This window comes from Cellvibrio fontiphilus (genome assembly GCF_042646205.1).
Classification (GTDB): Bacteria; Pseudomonadota; Gammaproteobacteria; order Pseudomonadales; family Cellvibrionaceae; genus Cellvibrio; species Cellvibrio fontiphilus_A.
In genome coordinates this window covers 273,521-291,353 of record NZ_JBHRTF010000002.1, presented here as the reverse complement: position 1 = coordinate 291,353, position 17,833 = coordinate 273,521, and the positions used below count along the sequence as shown (strand labels likewise).

The 17,833-nt window shown below is 52.3% G+C and carries 16 protein-coding genes; 7 read left to right on the top strand and 9 right to left on the bottom strand.

What is annotated here, in order from left to right:
- Positions 1 to 26 precede the first annotated feature (26 nt).
- From ntrC to ACFODX_RS03090, 5 genes are all read right to left on the bottom strand, one after another.
- A complete protein-coding gene (ntrC, locus tag ACFODX_RS03110; protein ID WP_324257046.1) occupies positions 27 to 1,463 on the bottom strand; it encodes a nitrogen regulation protein NR(I) in 1,437 nt (478 codons plus the stop codon).
- Positions 1,450 to 2,523, bottom strand: a complete 1,074-nt coding sequence (gene glnL, locus ACFODX_RS03105) for a nitrogen regulation protein NR(II) (protein ID WP_378115959.1) — start codon at positions 2,521 to 2,523, stop codon at positions 1,450 to 1,452. Before glnL ends, ntrC begins: the two co-directional genes overlap by 14 nt.
- 153 nt (positions 2,524 to 2,676) lie before the next feature.
- Complete coding sequence (locus ACFODX_RS03100) at positions 2,677 to 3,213, bottom strand: DUF4124 domain-containing protein (protein WP_378115957.1); 537 nt, start codon at positions 3,211 to 3,213, stop codon at positions 2,677 to 2,679.
- 127 nt (positions 3,214 to 3,340) lie between these two features.
- Entirely contained in the window at positions 3,341 to 4,741 is a 1,401-nt protein-coding gene (gene glnA, locus ACFODX_RS03095; RefSeq protein WP_378115955.1) for a type I glutamate--ammonia ligase, read from the bottom strand.
- A gap of 232 nt (positions 4,742 to 4,973) precedes the next feature.
- Positions 4,974 to 5,135: a hypothetical protein gene (locus tag ACFODX_RS03090; RefSeq protein ID WP_378115953.1), complete on the bottom strand. Its 162-nt coding sequence runs from the start codon at positions 5,133 to 5,135 to the stop codon at positions 4,974 to 4,976.
- A 205-nt stretch (positions 5,136 to 5,340) separates the two neighbouring features.
- On the opposite strand from ACFODX_RS03090, the gene ACFODX_RS03085 reads away from it, so the two are divergent.
- Entirely contained in the window at positions 5,341 to 6,543 is a 1,203-nt protein-coding gene (locus ACFODX_RS03085) for a cation:proton antiporter (protein ID WP_378115951.1), read from the top strand.
- Between the two features lie 108 nt (positions 6,544 to 6,651).
- Here the strand turns inward: ACFODX_RS03085 and ACFODX_RS03080 are convergent, their stop codons facing one another.
- Positions 6,652 to 8,277 carry a methyl-accepting chemotaxis protein gene (locus ACFODX_RS03080; RefSeq protein WP_378115949.1) on the bottom strand — a complete coding sequence of 542 codons (1,626 nt, stop codon included), beginning with the start codon at positions 8,275 to 8,277 and terminating at the stop codon, positions 6,652 to 6,654.
- 260 nt (positions 8,278 to 8,537) lie between these two features.
- Between ACFODX_RS03080 and thiI the strand changes: the two genes are divergently transcribed.
- The 4 genes from thiI (at position 8,538) to ACFODX_RS03060 (ending at position 14,102) form a co-directional block, all read left to right on the top strand.
- Entirely contained in the window at positions 8,538 to 10,013 is a 1,476-nt protein-coding gene (gene thiI, locus ACFODX_RS03075; RefSeq protein ID WP_378115946.1) for a tRNA uracil 4-sulfurtransferase ThiI, read from the top strand.
- Entirely contained in the window at positions 10,013 to 11,068 is a 1,056-nt protein-coding gene (locus tag ACFODX_RS03070; RefSeq protein WP_378115944.1) for an acyltransferase family protein, read from the top strand. The genes thiI and ACFODX_RS03070 overlap by 1 nt, the downstream gene beginning before the upstream one ends.
- A 180-nt stretch (positions 11,069 to 11,248) precedes the next feature.
- Positions 11,249 to 13,072, top strand: a complete 1,824-nt coding sequence (typA, locus tag ACFODX_RS03065; RefSeq protein ID WP_378115941.1) for a translational GTPase TypA — start codon at positions 11,249 to 11,251, stop codon at positions 13,070 to 13,072.
- 226 nt (positions 13,073 to 13,298) lie between these two features.
- Positions 13,299 to 14,102, top strand: a complete 804-nt coding sequence (locus ACFODX_RS03060) for a sulfite exporter TauE/SafE family protein (protein ID WP_378115939.1) — start codon at positions 13,299 to 13,301, stop codon at positions 14,100 to 14,102.
- A 54-nt stretch (positions 14,103 to 14,156) separates the two neighbouring features.
- Here the strand turns inward: ACFODX_RS03060 and hemH are convergent, their stop codons facing one another.
- Positions 14,157 to 15,179 (bottom strand): ferrochelatase, encoded by a 1,023-nt coding sequence (gene hemH, locus ACFODX_RS03055; RefSeq protein ID WP_378115937.1) that lies wholly within the window; start codon positions 15,177 to 15,179, stop codon positions 14,157 to 14,159.
- Positions 15,180 to 15,398: 219 nt separating this feature from the next.
- Between hemH and ACFODX_RS03050 the strand changes: the two genes are divergently transcribed.
- Together ACFODX_RS03050 and ACFODX_RS03045 are read left to right on the top strand one after the other, a co-directional pair.
- The gene (locus tag ACFODX_RS03050) at positions 15,399 to 15,797 is read left to right on the top strand and encodes a thiol-disulfide oxidoreductase DCC family protein (RefSeq protein ID WP_378115935.1); all 399 of its coding nucleotides are present in this window, start codon (positions 15,399 to 15,401) and stop codon (positions 15,795 to 15,797) included.
- Between the two features lie 2 nt (positions 15,798 to 15,799).
- A complete protein-coding gene (locus tag ACFODX_RS03045; protein ID WP_378115933.1) occupies positions 15,800 to 16,081 on the top strand; it encodes a DUF6482 family protein in 282 nt (93 codons plus the stop codon).
- Between the two features lie 28 nt (positions 16,082 to 16,109).
- Here ACFODX_RS03045 and ACFODX_RS03040 read toward each other — a convergent pair whose 3' ends face one another.
- Together ACFODX_RS03040 and ACFODX_RS03035 are read right to left on the bottom strand one after the other, a co-directional pair.
- Positions 16,110 to 16,505, bottom strand: a complete 396-nt coding sequence (locus tag ACFODX_RS03040; RefSeq protein WP_378115931.1) for a gamma-glutamylcyclotransferase family protein — start codon at positions 16,503 to 16,505, stop codon at positions 16,110 to 16,112.
- 76 nt (positions 16,506 to 16,581) lie between these two features.
- Positions 16,582 to 17,715 (bottom strand): PQQ-dependent sugar dehydrogenase, encoded by a 1,134-nt coding sequence (locus ACFODX_RS03035; protein WP_378115929.1) that lies wholly within the window; start codon positions 17,713 to 17,715, stop codon positions 16,582 to 16,584.
- Between the last annotated feature and the right edge of the window lie 118 nt (positions 17,716 to 17,833).

Genomic DNA, 17,833 nt, shown 5'->3' with positions numbered 1-17,833 from the left:
CAGAGGATTTGGCGGCTTAGCAGCGATTAGTCTTCGCCGTCACCATCCGGGTCATTGCCACCCGCCATGCCCAATTCTTTGAGCTTGCGGGTGAGGGTATTGCGCCCCCAGCCGAGCAGGTTGGCGGCATCGCGTTTGCGTCCGGCAGTACTTTTTAAAGCGGTTTCGATTAATGCCCGTTCAAAGGTGGGAACTGCTTCGCTGAGCAGTTGGTGTTGGCCGCGCGCCAAGGCTTGGTCTGCCCAGTGGCGCAAGGCTTTCTCCCAGTCGTCGGCGGGAGTGGATACCTCTTTGTTATCCAGCAATTCTGGCGGCAAGTCTTCTATATGCACTTCGCGCCCGGATGCCATGACGGTAATCCAGCGGCAGGTGTTTTCCAACTGGCGCACGTTGCCCGGCCATTGCAGGGTGCAGAAGTACTCCTCGGTCTCCGGCAGCAGTACTTTGGGGTCTACGTTCAGTTCAGTCGCCGCCTTGTGCAGGAAGAAGCGCGCCAGTTTGGGGATATCCTCGCGGCGGTTGGCCAGTTTGGGGATATGGATGCGAATCACATTGAGGCGGTGGAACAAGTCTTCTCGGAAGCGGTTTTCCGCCACCAGGGTTTCCAGATTTTGGTGGGTGGCCGCGATGATGCGCACATCGACTTTCACCGGAGTATGGCCGCCAACACGATAGAACTCGCCGTCGGCTAATACCCGCAGCAGGCGGGTTTGGGTTTCGGCGGGCATATCGCCAATTTCATCCAGGAACAGCGAACCGCCGTTAGCTTGCTCAAAGCGCCCCTGACGTTGGGCCGCGGCGCCGGTAAACGCGCCCTTTTCATGGCCAAACAGTTCGGATTCCATCAGATCCTTGGGAATCGCTGCCATATTCAGGGCGATAAAGGGGGCGTTGCGGCGTGGGCTGTGGCGGTGCAGGGCGCGGGCGACCAGCTCTTTACCAGTACCCGACTGGCCATTGATCAACACCGTAATGTTGGATTGCGACAAGCGGCCAATTGCGCGAAACACCTCTTGCATCGCCGGTGCTTCACCGATGATTTCGGTGTTGCTCTCCAGTGCGGTTTCGGCGCCATGGTCGGACTTTTGTTCCTGGGCGTGGGCCAGCGCGCGCTGGGTGACGGCAACTGCATCATCCACATCAAAGGGTTTCGGCAAATACTCAAAGGCACCACCTTGGTAGGCAGCTACCGCGCTGTCCAGATCCGAGTGGGCGGTCATGATAATAATAGGTATCTGCGGATGGGTGGCGTGCAGGTTCCCCAGCAATGTCAAACCATCGGTACCGGGCATGCGGATATCGCTAATGATTGCATCGGGGGTATCGCGATTAAGCTGGCCCATTGCGCTATCCACCGACTCAAACAGGCGCGTTTCTATGTGCGCTTGTTGCAGGGCTTTCTCTAATACCCAGCGGATCGAGCGGTCGTCATCAATAATCCAGACTTTATTAGACTTCTGCATGGTAGGTTTCCATAGGTAAGTAAAGCGAGAAGCGGGTATTGCCCGGCTCGCTATGGCACTCGATGAGGCCATGGTGCTGATGAATGAGGTGTTGCGAAATGGTTAAACCCAAGCCGGTGCCTTCCGCGCGACCGGAAATCATCGGGTAGAAAATGTTTTCGATCATGTGATCGGGAATGCCTGGGCCGTTATCGATAATGTCGATGCGGCAAATCAGTGGATGGTGTTTGCGGCCAATGGTGTATTGGCGTTGGATGCGGGTGCGCAGCTGGATTACACCGTTATCCACTTGGGCCTCAGTCAGTGCCTGCATAGCGTTGCGCACTATGTTGAGCAGCGCCTGGATCAGCATCTCCTTATCGCCTTGCAGCTCGGGAATGCTGGGGTCGTAATCGCGCACGATTTTGATCGCATCTTCGCTTTCGGCTTTGATGATGTTGGCGACGCGCTCTATGGCTTCGTGGATATTGAGCGACTGCCACTTGGGCAACTGGTTGGGGCCGAGCATGCGGTCCACCAAATTGCGCAGGCGATCCGCTTCATCGATGATGATGCTGGTGTATTCAGCCAGGCCGCTGTTGGGTAGCTCGCGCGCCAGAAGTTGCGCCGCGCCGCGAATACCGCCGAGCGGATTTTTGATCTCATGCGCCATGCCGCGGATCAGGTTGCGGCTGGTTTCGTGGGAGGAGGTGAGCATCTCCTCGCGGCTGATGCGCAGCAGGCGGTCAATCGGCTGGATCTCGATGATCAGCCCATCATGATTGCCAAAAGGCGTAACCGTATAGTCCACGGTGACTGAGCCACCGCTGAGCAAGCGCCATTCAGCATGGCGTTTGGTGTAGTGATTGGCCTGGGTTGCCGCCATCTTCAATTGACGGTCAGTATCTTCGGACTCATGGAAAAAATAGGTAATAGGCTCGCCGGTATTGCTCTCGCAGCTCATGGCGAGCAGCGCCTCGGCAGCGGGGTTCATGTGGCAAATCAGCAGGTCTACATCTACCAGAATAATGGCGGTGCTGAGACTGTCCAAAATAGGTTTATAGATGTTGTGCGGGTTCACCAGCTTCTGCTCTCCTGAACGCCCTGACAATGGGCAATTGGGCTACTGCAAAAAGCAAACCAAGTCAGCAACAGGCCTGATTCCGCGAATTTAGCCGCAAAAACTATCCATAATGGGGAATAGCAGAAAGATCATAGCACCAAAATGGTGCATCTATTTTGGTGTGGGCTTTGGTGGGGCATTCTTTTTAATGACCGGGCGGATTACGTTAACTATTACCGGGGCTGATGTGCCCAATGATTGCCCATTGGCATCTATGGCTTCGACTACCAGGGTGTGAGTGCCGCGCGGTACATCTTTCACAATCACGTTATTGAGGGTGGTTTCTTCCAATAGCTCGCCGTTCATAAAATAAACCAGCAAATGATCCTCGCGGAGCGGCGGGTTCACACTGGCAGCTATGGCCAGATCGCGTTGACCGACAGGGATGGTGACATCGCTGCGGGGGCTAATAATCTGGATTTGGTAATCCACCTGTGCTGGCCGCGATTCAAAAGAAGTGGCGGGAGCGGATTCTGGCAAAGGTGGTGCGCCGGGCACTGTATTGATTTCGCGCAGTTCGACTTTCTCGGCCTTATCGGAGGTGGGCTTGTCGGTGTAAATTGTGCGCCCATCCTTATCGACGGTTTTGTATACCTCTGCGGTGGCAAGGGGGGTAAGCAATATCAACAGCAGCCAGTAAAAGCGCATCTCAATCTCCCAATCGACAAGTTCAAGTCTAGGTTACCCGTGCGCCGCCCAAAGAAAAAGCCCGCCCCCTTGCGGGTGCGGGCTTTTTCACAGATCGCCAGCGCCAGGCACTGGCTATCAGCACGGCTTACACAGAGTAGTAAAGTTCAAATTCTACTGGGTGCGGAGTCATGTTAACGCGTTGGATCTCTTCTTTCTTCAGGGTGATGTAAGCATCGATGAAGTCTTTAGAGAACACGCCGCCAGCCAACAGGAACTCGTGGTCAGCTTCCAGGTTAGCCAGAGCCTCTTCCAAAGAAGCACAGACTTGTGGAATCTCGGCTTCTTCTTCCGGCTCCAGGTCGTACAGGTCTTTGGTGGCTGCTTCACCCGGGTGGATCTTGTTCAGAACACCATCGATACCGGCCATCAGCAAGGAAGCGAAGCACAGGTATGGGTTGGCAGTTGGGTCTGGGAAGCGGGTTTCAATACGTTTTGCCTTCTCACCAACGGTGTAAGGAATACGGATAGACGCAGAGCGGTTGCGTGCAGAGTAAGCCAGCATTACTGGAGCTTCGAAGCCTGGAACCAAACGCTTGTAGGAGTTGGTAGAGGCGTTACAGAAAGCGTTCAATGCTTTAGCGTGCTTGATGATACCGCCGATGTAGTACAGGGCAGTTTCAGACAGGCCAGCATAAGCGTCGCCAGCAAATTGGTTTTTGCCGTTCTTGGAGAAAGACTGGTGAACGTGCATACCTGAACCGTTATCACCGATCAGAGGCTTCGGCATAAAGGTCGCGGTTTTACCGTATTGGTGAGCAACGTTGTGTACGCAGTACTTGAGGATTTGTACTTCGTCCGCTTTCTTAACCAGGGTGTTAGCGCCTACGCCGATTTCACACTGGCCAGCGTTAGCTACTTCGTGGTGATGGATTTCAATTTCCAGGCCCATAGCTTCCATGGCGTTACACATAGCGCCACGGATGTCGTGCAGTGAGTCTACTGGCGCAACGGGGAAGTAACCGCCTTTTACGCGTGGAGCGTGGCCGTGTTTACCTTCAACGTCGTCACCTGATGACCAAGCTGCTTCTTCAGATTTGATTTTGTAGAAAGCGCCGCCCATTGAGCTGTGGAAGTGAACGCTGTCGAAGATGAAGAATTCTGGTTCTGGACCAAACAGAGCTACGTCGCCCAGACCAGTAGACTTCAGGTACTCTTCAGCGCGCAGACCGATAGAGCGTGGGTCGCGGTCGTAACCTTGCATGGTGGCTGGTTCAACGATGTTACAACGAATGTTGATGGTTGCTTCGTCGTAGAAAGGATCGAGAACGGCAGTTGAATCGTCTGGCATCAGGATCATGTCTGAGTCGTTAATGCCTTTCCAGCCAGCGATAGAAGAACCGTCGAACATTTTACCGTCAACGAAGAAACTGTCGTTTACCACGTGAGCAGGGAAAGTTACGTGTTGCTCTTTACCTTTGAAATCGGTGAAGCGCAAATCAATCCAGCGAGCTTCGTGTTCTTTGATCAGGTCTAAAGTCTTAGACATTGAATGCCTCCAAGTGTGATAGCCCGAAGGCTACGGATTGTGAAAGTTATAACCACTTAGGTAACCGGCCAGTGGCCGTCTACCTGAAATTTTTCCCCACTTCATCCGACTCGCGACTCATTTAGGGGAGCGTGACAAGACTAGGGTGTCAGAAAAGGGGCAAAATATATGCCATTTAAATAAAATAGCAACAGACCAGTAAAAATAAGGCTTTCCACCGAATGCGGCGCCGTTAAATAGCTGCAAAAGCACCAATAAGGTGCGTAATTTTTCTAAAATGCACTCTTTGTGTGCATTTTAGTTTTACTGCGATTTTCCCTGCCATCTTAGCACCAAGAATGGCCGCTGGCGTCGGTGAAAACATCTCCTGTGTGCACCAAATGATGACGCCCATTGCCCATCTGTACAGCAGATCACAGTGGCGGTAATTTTGGCCATTTGGTTTTGCTCCAAAAAGCGATAGCCAATATTTATCAAGATTGTCTCGCTTGTGTTTTGCTTCCCTTGTAGCCTGCGCCGCGTTTGATCGCCCGGATTCAGGCTGGCGTATCGCTATCCACTTTTTACTCTACAACAATAACAGGTCAGTTATGCATGCAATGACAACAACCGAAATCTTCCTGATCGCTATGGTGATCATTTTTACAATCCCTTATTTGATTTGGCGTTTGGGGCGCACCGATTATTGGGCGCCGCTGGTGGTGGTGCAAATCATCATGGGCATAGTCTTGGGGCCGGGCGTTCTGGGCAAGGTTTTCCCTGAGTACTACACCTTTGTATTCACGCCCGATGTGATCAAATCACTCAACGGCATTGCCTGGTGGGCGGTGATGATTTTTGTCTGGATCGCTGGTATCGAGCTGGATCTTAAAAAAGCCTGGGCCTACAAGCGCGAGAGCAGTATTACCGCAGGTTTGGCGCTGGGTACACCGCTGTTATTTGGCTGCGGTGCGGCAGTGGCGATGATGGCCTACAGCGGTGGTTGGATAGGTGCCAAGGGCATGACCTGGCAGTTTATTCTGGGGGTGGGCATGGCCTGTGCAGTGACCGCTTTGCCTATCTTGATTTTGTTGATGGAGAAGCTGGAAATTTTGCGCCAGCCGATAGGCCAGCGAATCCTGCGCTACGCCAGCCTTGATGATATTGCCATTTGGGGTGTGCTGGCGTTGATCCTGCTGGATTGGGAGCGTGTGGGGCGTCAGGGTATGTTCCTGCTTGGTTTTGCTGTGCTGGCCTACCTTTTCCGTAAGTTGATGGTGGCTATTCAGGAAAAGGATCGTTGGTACGCCGGGTTTATCTGGCTGGCGATTTGCGGTTTAGCGGCTGATTGGGCTGGCCTGCATTACATGGTGGGTGCATTCCTCGCGGGCGCGGTAATGGATGCCGAGTGGTTCAATCAGGAGGATATGGACAAGCTGCGCCATTTTGTATTGATGATCATCATGCCGGTGTTCTTCCTCAGTACCGGCTTGCGCACCAACTGGGATGTAGGTGGTACGGCGGTATTTGTGGCGGCGGCGATTTTGTTGGTCGCATCAGTCTCCGGCAAGTTGGCAGGGGTGCATCTGGCGGGCAAAATCCTCAAGTGGGAAAAAGGCGAGGCCTCTATCATTGGTTGGCTGCTGCAAACCAAGGCGCTGATCATGATCATCTTCGCTAATGTGTTGCTCGATAAGCAGATCATCACCAACGAAACCTTTACTGCCCTGCTGATTATGGCGGTGGCCAGTACCATGCTGACGGTGCCGGTGGTGGCGCCCAAGCTGCAGAAGATGAAAGAAATTATCTTCCGCTCCAAGTAGCTGATCCCTGTAGTTGAATACAAGTAGTTGAATGCAAAAAGCCCCCGTCACTGCGGTGACGGGGGCTTTTGTTTGGAGGTAATTCAGCGAGTGGTGAGTGTGCTGGTTTTAAATTACAAAGCGCGATACCAGCGTATTTAAATCGGTTGCCAGTCGTGCCAGCTCATAGGTGGCCGCGCTGGTTTGATTTGCCCCTGCGGCCGACTGGGTGGATAAATCGCTGATGTTCACTATGTTGCGATCCACTTCCCGCGCTACCGCTGCCTGCTCTTCGGAGGCGCTGGCAATCAGCAGGTTGCGCTCGCTGATTTGTCCGGCTTTTTGATATATCTGCTCCAGTGCTACACCGGCTTGTTCCGCTACGGTGAGTGTTTTGCCGGCGTGTTCAACGCTGCCCTTCATTGAATCCACTGCCGCTGCTGTGCCTCCCTGAACTTTGCTGATCATCTGTTCAATTTCTTGGGTGGAAACCTGAGTGCGATGCGCCAAGGCGCGTACCTCATCGGCAACTACCGCAAAACCGCGCCCTGCTTCTCCGGCGCGTGCTGCTTCAATGGCGGCATTGAGCGCCAGCAAATTGGTTTGTTCAGCGATAGCGCGAATCACATCCAGCACCTTGCCTATATCTTTGGATTGTTCAGCCAAGCCGCCGATTTGGGCTGAGGTGCGGGTAAATTCTTCAGTCATGGACTTAAGTGCCGCCACTGTATGCATCACTTTGTCGCGCCCTTCGTGCGCCAGACGAGAGGAATCGTTGGACGCTTCAGCGGTACTGACTGCATTGCGCGCCACTTCATCTACGGCGGCGCTCATTTCGGTGACGGCGGAAGCCGCTTGTTGGATTTCGTCATTCTGGCGTTGCAGGTTGCGCGAGGATTCCTCCGCCACCGAGCTTAACTCTTCACTCGCAGACGCCAGCTGGACTGATGAATTACCTATCTGGGTGATGGTGCTGCGCAGGTTGTCCTGCATCAAGGCGACTGAGGCAAGTAATCTTGCCGGCTCGTCATTGCCATCAAAGTGAATCTGTTGGGTAAGTTTACCGCCCGCGATAGTCTCGGTAGCACTCACGGCTTGCTGTAATGGAAAGGTAATGCTGCGGGTGATGCTCGTGGCGAGTATTGCAGTGATTGCCAGTGCAATCAGAATGCTGGCAATACCCATGGTTTTGCTGAGTTCGTAAGTGGCCTGGGATTCTTTGGCTGATGCATCGGCGCCATCGCGGTTGACTTTGCCTAACTCCAGCAGTGCTTGCGTCATACGGTCAGCCAAAGGGTTCATGCTCTCTTCAATGATATGCAGAGCCTCAGTCTGATTGCCGGCCTTCATGGCGGCCAGTGCCTGCAGTGAGCCTTGGATGTACTGTTTTTCAACCGATTCAAGCTCATCGAACAGGCGCCTTTCTTCCGGTTCGGTGATCAAATTCCGGTAGGTATCAAACGCTTTGTCGGTTTCGGCTTTTCGCGCTAGCAGGTTCGCTTCGCTGCGCGCAACGGCGGCAGGTGCAGTATCTACCACCAGCCGTATGGCATTGACCCGATAGCGCATCAGCGACAGATTCATATCGCTAATGGCATTGAGTGATGGAATCCAGTTTTTGGTGATTTCCTCGGTAGAGTCATGCATGCCTGACATCTTATTGATGCTGAATATGCCCTGTGACAGCATCACTAATGCCAAAATGCCAAAGCCCAGAAACAGGCGCTGCCCTATATTGATTTGCCGCAAAAACATGATGATCCGCCCCGCAGATGGTTGAAATGAAGCTATTGATGAATGGTTATAGCAGTGGCTTAGTCTGTTGGCGTTATTTCTGCGCATAATTTAGGGGGTGTAATACTATTTGTTGGTTTCATAGCTAAATCCAACCTTTTTAGTGATCCATAGGCATTTTGCGTCGTAAAAAGCTATTGGCTCAAAACAAAGTAGCTGTCTTATAATCGCCGCCTTTTTAGCCAGCAGATCACCGCTGCATAGTTTCAGGCGCGCCTTCCATGCATTTTGTAGTCAAAGTTTTCCCCGAAATCATCATTAAAAGTCCTCCGGTGCGTAAGCGTTTTATCAAACAGCTGCGCGACAATTTGCGCCTGTTGCTGGCCAATATCGGGGTAGAAATTGATGTGCAGCGCGATTGGGAGAAAATCGAAATTCGCTGCCCCGAGGCGGATGCACAGGTGACTGCACAGGTCTCCGATGTGCTGGCGCGCACGCCGGGCATCGCTAATTTTTCCTTGATCCACGACTACCCGCTGGGCGATTTGGATTCCATTTTCCAGCACACCCTGCGCCATTGGCGCGAGCCGCTGGCCGGTAAAACCTTTTGTGTGCGCGCCAAGCGCGTGGGTAAACACGCTTTCAGTTCGGTGGATGTGGAGCAATACGTCGGCGGCGGCTTACTGCAGCATTCAGAAGCCAAGGCAGTCGCGCTGCATAAGCCGGATGTCACAGTGCGTATGGAAATCAGGCAGGATCGCCTCTGGGTGCTCACCAACAAGATTCAGGGGTTGGGCGGCTACCCGCTCGGCGCGCAAGACCCGGTGTTGTCGCTGATCTCCGGCGGTTTTGACTCTACGGTTTCTACTTATTTGTGCATCAAGCGCGGCCTGCGCGCCCACTACTGCTTTTTTAACCTTGGCGGCCGCGCCCATGAGATCGGCGTTAAAGAAGTGGCTTATTACCTGTGGAACAAATACGGCGCCTCCCATCGCGTAAAGTTTGTAACTGTACCCTTTGAAGATGTAGTGCGTGAAATTTTGGAAAAGGTGGATAACGCCTACATGGGGGTGGTGCTTAAGCGCATGATGCTGCGTGCCGCTGAAAAGGTCGCCGAGTCACTGGAAATTCCCGCATTGGTGACGGGCGAGAGTGTGGCCCAGGTATCCAGCCAAACGCTGGTGAACCTCAACGCCATCGACCGCGCGATAGACACTGTCGTATTGCGCCCGCTGGCCACTATGGATAAGGGCGAGATTATTGATATCTCGCGCAAAATCGGCACCGAAACCTTTGCGGCGAGTATGCCGGAATATTGCGGCGTGATTTCGGTAAACCCCACCACGCGCGCCAAGTTGCATAAGGTGGAATTCGAAGAGGGCCGCTTTGATATGACGGTCCTGGAGCGGGCGATCAACGAGCGCCATGCGCAGAATATTGATGAAATTGTCGATGAGCTGGATGCAGATTTGTCGGTGCCTGTGGTTAGTGAGGTGAATGCGCCGGCGGTAGTGATTGATATTCGCCACCCTGACGAGCAGGAAGCTAATCCATTAACCATCACCGCTGTTGATGTTCGCCTGATTCCCTTTTATTCACTCAACAAACAATTTGCGCAATTGGATGGCAATACCCTGTATTTCCTCTATTGCCAAAAAGGGGTGATGAGCCAACTGCACGCCGCTAACCTCAAAGCAGAGGGGCACTTGAATGTGGGTGTCTATCGCCCAGAGCGACCGAGCGCCTGTGCCATTTAATGGCGCAACCAGCGGCGGCAGCGAAGGAGCGGATAGTAGAATTTGATTACCTGCGCGGTCTGGCGATTGCCATGATTGTGCTGGGGCATTCGATTTTTCTGTCGCAGCCGCTGTTCCCGGCGCTACTGGAAAACTTGTTGCGCGGTGGCACCGGCTTGTTTGTTTTTATCTCCGGTTTTTTCTTTCATCGCATTTTTTATCCGCGTTTTAATTACTCGCAATTCATCCGCAAAAAAGCCCAGTCGCTGTTAATTCCTTTTGCGGTTATTTCATGTTTTGCTCTGGCGCTGCGTGCACTGGGCTGGTGGTTAGATGGTTTGGGTTGGCAGCAAAACCTGTTGAATATCTGGTACACCCTGCGCAATGGTTATGTGCTTTATCCGCACTGGTATATCCCGTTTATTTTTCTCACTTTTTTGTGCTCACCTTTGCACCTGTTCTACATCCGCCTCCCGGCATGGATTCAACTGTTGGTATTGGGTATTTTTTCGCTGATTGCAGTGTTTATGCATCGCCCTGAATCCAACACTCACTTTTTCCAGTCGCTGGTGTATTACACGCCTTATTATTTGCTGGGGATATTATTTTCGCTTTATGAAAAAAAATGGCAGGCACTGCACTGGCCGTTAATGATTGCGGGGCTGTTAGTAGTTGCGCTTACCGCGATATTGCAGACCTATGTGTGGCCGCACCTTGGTAACTATCACAAAGCCGCCTTTAGTTTCGCGGGGGTCGATTTCCAATTTATCCAAGTATTGTTTGGCTGCGTTGCCATGCTTGCTGTCTGCCGCCACATTCACCCCCGGCTGCAACGGCATTTATGCTGGCTGGCGGAGCTAAGTTTTCCCATCTTTTTTATCCACCCACTGCTGACGATTGCGCTGGAAAATATTGCCGCCTTGGGCAGCATAAACCCCTTTTTTCCCGTCAGCAGTGTGGCTGCCAGCTTGTGGGTTTTTGTGGGGGTGTTTTTGATTCAGCTCTACGGCTCGGCTGCCATTGCGCTGACTATCAAACAGGTTGCCGGCGCCAAAAGTAGCAATCTTATTGGCTAAAACCAGCCTGACCGAGGGCTGTAACAACTTGGCTGCGACTTAAAATAGTCCAAAAAATCACCAATTCCCGCTTGCCGGTCATATCCGTGTCACACCGAGATAGGTATAATGCGCGCCCTTTTGCGCTTTCAAACTTTGCCTTTTAATAGTAATAGGCACCCACCCAAGAGTATTTCCATAGTGACAGACAATTCAGCAATCGAAAAACTGCGTAACATCGCGATTATCGCCCACGTTGACCACGGTAAAACGTCCATGGTTGACCAGTTGTTGCGCCAATCCGGCACCCTTGATCGTCGCGATGACAGCGGCGATCTGATCATGGACAGCAACGACCAGGAACGCGAACGCGGCATTACCATTCTGGCGAAAAACACCGCCATCAAGTGGAACGACTACCGCATTAACATAGTAGACACCCCCGGACACGCCGACTTTGGCGGCGAGGTGGAGCGTGTATTGTCCATGGTGGACTCGGTATTGCTGATTGTGGATGCCGTTGGCGGCCCTATGCCCCAAACCCGTTTTGTAACCTCCAAGGCGTTTGAACAGGGTTTGAACCCTATCGTTGTGATCAACAAAATCGACCGCCCCGGTGCGCGCCCTGAGTGGGTAATCGACCAGGTATTCGACCTGTTTGACCGTTTGGGTGCCACCGAAGAGCAGCTGGATTTCCCCATCGTTTACGCCTCGGCATTAAACGGTGTTGCTGGTCTGGACCCGGACAATATCGCTGAAGATATGACCCCGCTGTTCCAGATGATTGTGGACAAGGTTCAGCCGCCCAAAGTTGATCTGGATGGCCCTTTCCAAATGCAAATTTCTGCACTGGACTACAACAGCTATGTCGGTGTTATCGGTATTGGCCGTATCACCCGCGGCAGCCTCTCACCCAACCAGCAAGTGGTTGTGGTTGACCATGAAGGCAACCAGCGCAAAGCCAAAGTACTGCAAGTGATGGGCTATCACGGCCTGCAACGTATCGAAACCGACAAAGCTTACGCGGGCGATATCGTCTGTATTACCGGTGTGGATAAACTCGGTATTTCCGACACCCTCTGCAGCCCCGATCACATTGAGCCGCTGCCTGCACTCTCTATCGACGAGCCAACCGTGAGCATGACCTTCCAGGTCAACGACTCTCCTTTCGCCGGTAAAGAAGGCAAGTACGTTACCAGTCGCAACATTAAAGACCGCTTGGAACAAGAGCTGATTGCTAACGTAGCACTGCGTGTACAACAAGGCGATTCGCCGGACAAATTTATCGTGTCTGGCCGTGGTGAATTGCACCTGTCGGTACTGATTGAAAACATGCGTCGCGAAGGCTACGAGCTGGGTGTATCGCGCCCCGAAGTGGTTCAAAAAATCGTGGACGGTGTAGTGCACGAGCCCTTTGAGCAAGTGGTGATCGACGTTGAAGAAGAGCATCAGGGTAAAGTGATGGAAGAACTCGGCCTGCGCAAAGGCGAGTTGACCAACATGGAGCCGGATGGCAAAGGCCGTATCAAGTTGGAATTCCTGTGCCCATCGCGCGGTTTGATTGGTTTCCGTGGCCAGTTCCTGACCATGACCTCGGGTTCCGGCATCATGACCAGTATTTTTGACCACTACGGTCCGGTAAAAGAAGGCGAAGTGGCCAAGCGCCAGAACGGTGTATTGGTATCCATGGTGAAGGGCAAAACCCTCGCCTATGGTTTGCACCCGCTGCAAGACCGCGGTCGTTTGTTCCTCGGCGCCGGTGTGGAAGTTTACGAAGGCCAGATCGTGGGGATTCACTCACGCTCTAACGACCTGGTAGTAAATCCAACCAAGGCCAAACAATTAACCAACGTTCGTGCTTCTGGTACTGACGATGCGCTGACCCTGTCACCGCCCATCCGTCACACCCTGGAGCAGGCGCTGGAATTTATTGAAGACGACGAACTGGTAGAAGTAACACCGCAATCTATTCGTCTGCGCAAAAAACTGCTCACCGAAAACGAGCGTAAACGCGCTAACAAATAATTTGTACGCTTAGCGGTGCAAAACAAAATCCCCGAAGTGAAAACAACGGGGATTTTTGTTTTTAAACCGCGAAATTTGCATTGAACTCACAAGGTGTTTCGCTAGCGCGTTGCCCGACTGTCGGAGCCATGGATGGCGACGACAAGCCTACAGGGATGTATTTACGGCGTGTCGGGCAACGCGCTAGCGAAGCGCCTGCGCACGCAATCTGCTGAACCAAAGAACTATGGATATTTATTTTATTATTTCACTGCTCGCGCTAGGCGCATTCACTGGTTTTTTTGCTGGGCTTTTTGGCATTGGCGGCGGTGGCATCATGGTGCCGATGCTCACGCTGTTATTTGTGCAGCAGCAATTTCCCTCTGAATATATTCTGCATATGGCGCTCGCCACTTCTATGGCAGCGATTGTTCCCACCGCGATTGCCAGTTTATTAACCCACCACAAACATCAGGCGGTTATCTGGCCGGTGGTGATAAAAATTACCCCGGGAATTTTGCTGGGAACCTTTGCGGGCACCTTTTTGGCGAGTTATTTATCGGCCGCGCCGCTGGCGATTTTTTTCTCCTGTTTTATGGCCTTTGTCGCGCTGCAAATGGTGCTGAACCGCAAACCCAAACCCTCGCGACAATTACCTGCTTTCACGGGGCTGAGTGCAACCGGTACCGGCATAGGCGCCATTTCTGCGTTAGTGGCGATTGGCGGCGGCACACTGACTGTGCCATTTCTGGTCTGGTGCAATGTGAGTTTGCCGGTGGCGATTGGCACTTCGGCCGCCGTGGGTTTGCCTATCGCACTTTCGGGTGCGGCGGGTTATGTGGTGAATGGATTGAGTGTGGAAAATCTACCGGCCTATACCCTGGGTTATGTATTTTGGCCGGCAGTGGTTGCTATGGCGGCGATGAGTTTTATCACCGCGCCCTTGGGTGCAAAACTCGCGCATCGCCTGCCTATCGCCTTATTAAAAAAATTATTTGCGGTATTGCTGGTAGGTTTATCGGTACAAATGCTGGTAACGGTTTTTGCTTAAGGCGACATGGCTGTCGCCTTGTTGTGAATTGCGTTTTACGCGTTAAACAAACCTTTAGCTGTGTTGTTTTAACAGCGCCGCCAGCGCGCGAATATGATCAGGGCGATCATTCAGCGCGGCAATATACGCATATTTTTCGCCACCAGCTTCCAAAAAGGCGTGGCGATTTTCCACTGCCAATTCTTCCAGGGTTTCCAAACAGTCAGCGCTAAACGCGGGCGATAAAATCGCAATATCTTTAATGCCGTCTTTAGGCAGTTGCTCCAGTATTTCATCGGTATAGGGCTTTAACCACTCCTCGCGGCCAAAGCGCGATTGAAAACTGGTGAGGCAAATATTTTTATCCAGCCCCAACTTTTCCTGCACCAAGCGCGTGGTTTTTTGGCACAAACAAAAGTAGGGATCACCCGAGGTCAAATAGCGCTTGGGCATACCGTGGTAAGAAAAAATAATTTTTTGCGGCAAACCATTTTTTTCGATGTGCTCACGCACCGAATTGGCGAGCGCTTCAACGTACAGCGGCTGGTCGCAATAATTATTAATAAAATGTAATTCCGGCACCCAGCGCCAGTTTTTTAATTCTGTCGCCACCGCATCAAAGGTAGAACCGGTGGTTGGGCCTGCGTACTGTGGGTAGAGTGGCAGTACAATAATTTTGCGCACCGCTTCCTTTTGTAATTCGCGCAAGGCGCTTGCAATCGATGGGTTACCGTAGCGCATGCCCAGTTTTACGCTGTAACCATCGCCCAGTTCGTTTTGTATGGCCGCTTGCTGCTGTTTACTAATGGCCAGCAGCGGCGAGCCTTCGCTCGTCCACACGCTTTTATAAAGTGCAGCCGATTTTCTGGGGCGCACGCGCAAAATAATACCGTGCAAAATCAACAGCCAAATCACTCGCGGAATTTCAATGACGCGCGGGTCTGCCAAAAATTCCGCCAGGTAACGGCGCAGTGCCGGTGTGGTTGGCGCATCGGGGGTGCCGAGGTTGGCCAACAGAATGCCCACCTTGGGTTGGGGTTTGTTGGCGGCGTGAAAAACTGGGTCTATGTCGTAATTCAGTGCCCGATACTGGCTCATTGTGATTCTCCAAAAAGCGCATGGCGCGCGGGTGACCCTAGCGAACAGGGCGCAACATAGCGGCTGGCATTGCCAAGGGCAAGTGCTGATCGCCCTCCGCAGCCTTTGCGTAATAATAGGGTGGATTGCAATTACAACATGGCCTTGCACTTGCCTGGGGTGATTATAGTTGCCGCGTTGTTAAATGCGATCCATGTTATCAGACGAGGTTTAACTGCTATGCCATTTCCCATGCCCATCCAAACCGCCCAGCTCTTTTATGATGGCCGCTGTCCGTTATGCGCAAGGGAAATGGCTCTTTTACGCAACTACAACCGCGCTGGATTAACACTGGTGGACATTCACAGTCTGCCGCAACTGGATGACGCTGAGCGCGAAAAGCTGTTGCGCGATTTGCATTTGCTAAAACCCGATGGCAGCTGGCTTTTGGGTGTAGATGCGAATGTAGCGGCCTGGTCATTTACGCCATTTGGATTTTTGTTCAAACCACTGCGCTGGCGTATTTGGTCATCGCTGGTGGATGCAATTTATCGCCGCTGGGCAGATAAGCGTTACTGTAAAAATTATGCTTGCGCCGTGGCGCAAATCCCTGAAACAACTGCTCAAAAAGTGAGGTAAACATGGCCACCGGACGCGCATTAATTTTCAGTTACAGCGATTGTGCACATTACCATGCGGGCATTACCCAAGAGCCGGTAGGTTCAACGGAAGCAGCACAGCTGTTGCGCAACCCCGAAGGCAAGGTGGCTAAATTTCCCAGTTTGTTTCGCGCGCAACAAGCCCTAAAAGATTTGGGTTACACCCGCGGTTGGTTGGTGATGCAATCACCCTATGATGAAATGATTGGCAGTGAGCCTGCACAAAAAACCGAGCTTGCCTTGCCATTTGATACTGATGATTAACCTAACTTCGATTTTGGAAATCCACTCATCAAGGGTTTAAAAAATCTCCACTGCTAATGAGTTCCAGCTGCTCGCAATTGCGCTGGTAGGCGTAGATCCAGGCGTTAATCTTTATTCCCTTGTCAGTGATCAGCGGAATGGATATTCGCTGATATTCTTGCGCGGGTAGCGCGGGAAAAGTGCACTCTTCATAGATGTCCAAGGCCTCCAATTGTGCGGCGCAAGCCAGCCGATAGACTTCACCGGTTACCATTCTACCTGCGTTAGTTAACACCAGCGCGGGGTAATAGCTGACGCGATATAAATTGCCCTCGACCTTTGCGGTATCGATAAATTGAGCGCCGGCCAGATAGGTCTGGTGCGCGCCAGTAGCGCAAGCGCGGCGCAAAGTGCCGTAGACAAAAAGATAGAGATCGTCGTTCATGTTGGCTGCTAGTCCACCAATAAAAACTCCCGCCGCAGCGGGAGTTAATCATCACGTAAATAATTCTGCGTTGAAACTATTTGGGTGAAATCTGCAGAATTTTGCCTTTGCTTTCATCGGTGACCAAATACACCAAACCGTCCGGCCCTTGAATAACCGAGCGATAGCGTTGGCCTAATTCTTTTTTCAAGAGTCGCTCTTCGCCAGTCACTTTGTCGCCGTCCAGTGTTAAGCGTACCAATGTCTGTTCACGCAGGCTGGCGAGTAAAATATTATTTTTCCACTGCGGGAATTTATCGCCGGTGTAAAAAATAAAACCGGCTGTTGCAATGGAGGGCACCCATTTGTACAGCGGTTGCTCCATGCCTTCTTTGTGTGTGCCTTCGCCAATTTTTCCGCCGCCGTAATTTTCACCGTAGGTAATCACTGGCCAGCCGTAGTTTTTGCCCGCTTCATCAATGTTCAGTTCGTCGCCACCCTGGGGGCCATGTTCGCCAGTCCAAAGTTTTTTGGTTAGAGGGTTGATAGCGGCGCCCTGCACATTGCGATGACCAAAGGACCAAATTTCTGGCAGTGCTCCGGCAGTTTTTACATAGGGGTTGTCGCTTGGCACTGTGCCGTCGGCATTAATGCGCACAACTTTGCCCTGATGGTTATCCAGCGTTTGCGCTTTGTCTTTTTCGCTGTAGCGATCACCAAGGGTAATAAACAGGGTGCCATCTGGCGCCCACACCAAGCGCGAACCAAAGTGGGCGCTGGAATCTATTTTTGGTTGTTGGCTGAACACGCGCGTGACATTTTCCAGCTTGGTATCGGTGAGCGTGGCGTAGCTCACCGCTGTGCTATTGCCACCTTCACCGGGTTCGGAGTAGCTGAAATAAACACGTTTGCTGGTGGCAAAGTCCGGCGCGAGTACTACATCCAATAATCCGCCTTGACCTTGGGCGACTATCGCCGGCAGCCCGGCCAGTGGTGCACCCACTTTGCCGTCCGGGCTCACAATACGCATGCGGCCGGGGCGCTCGGTAACTAGCATGCGGCCATCGGGCAGGAACGCCATGCTCCATACATTTTGCAAACCTTCTGCAATGGTTTTTACCTGCAGCGAACCGGTTTGGGTTTTGATCTCTAGGGTCTCGGCGTTGACCAGTGGGCTCGCCGCCAGGCATACCCATAAACCCAATCTGCGCAGTTGTGGAAATATCGACATGCTTCTCTCCTCTAATTAGTTTGCATCAGGTTAACAAGCGCGTATTGGCGCGGCAAATAAAGCTTTGTTAAGTGCGTTAACCGGTTCAGCGCACAGAGAAAAGATTCGGGTTTAACAG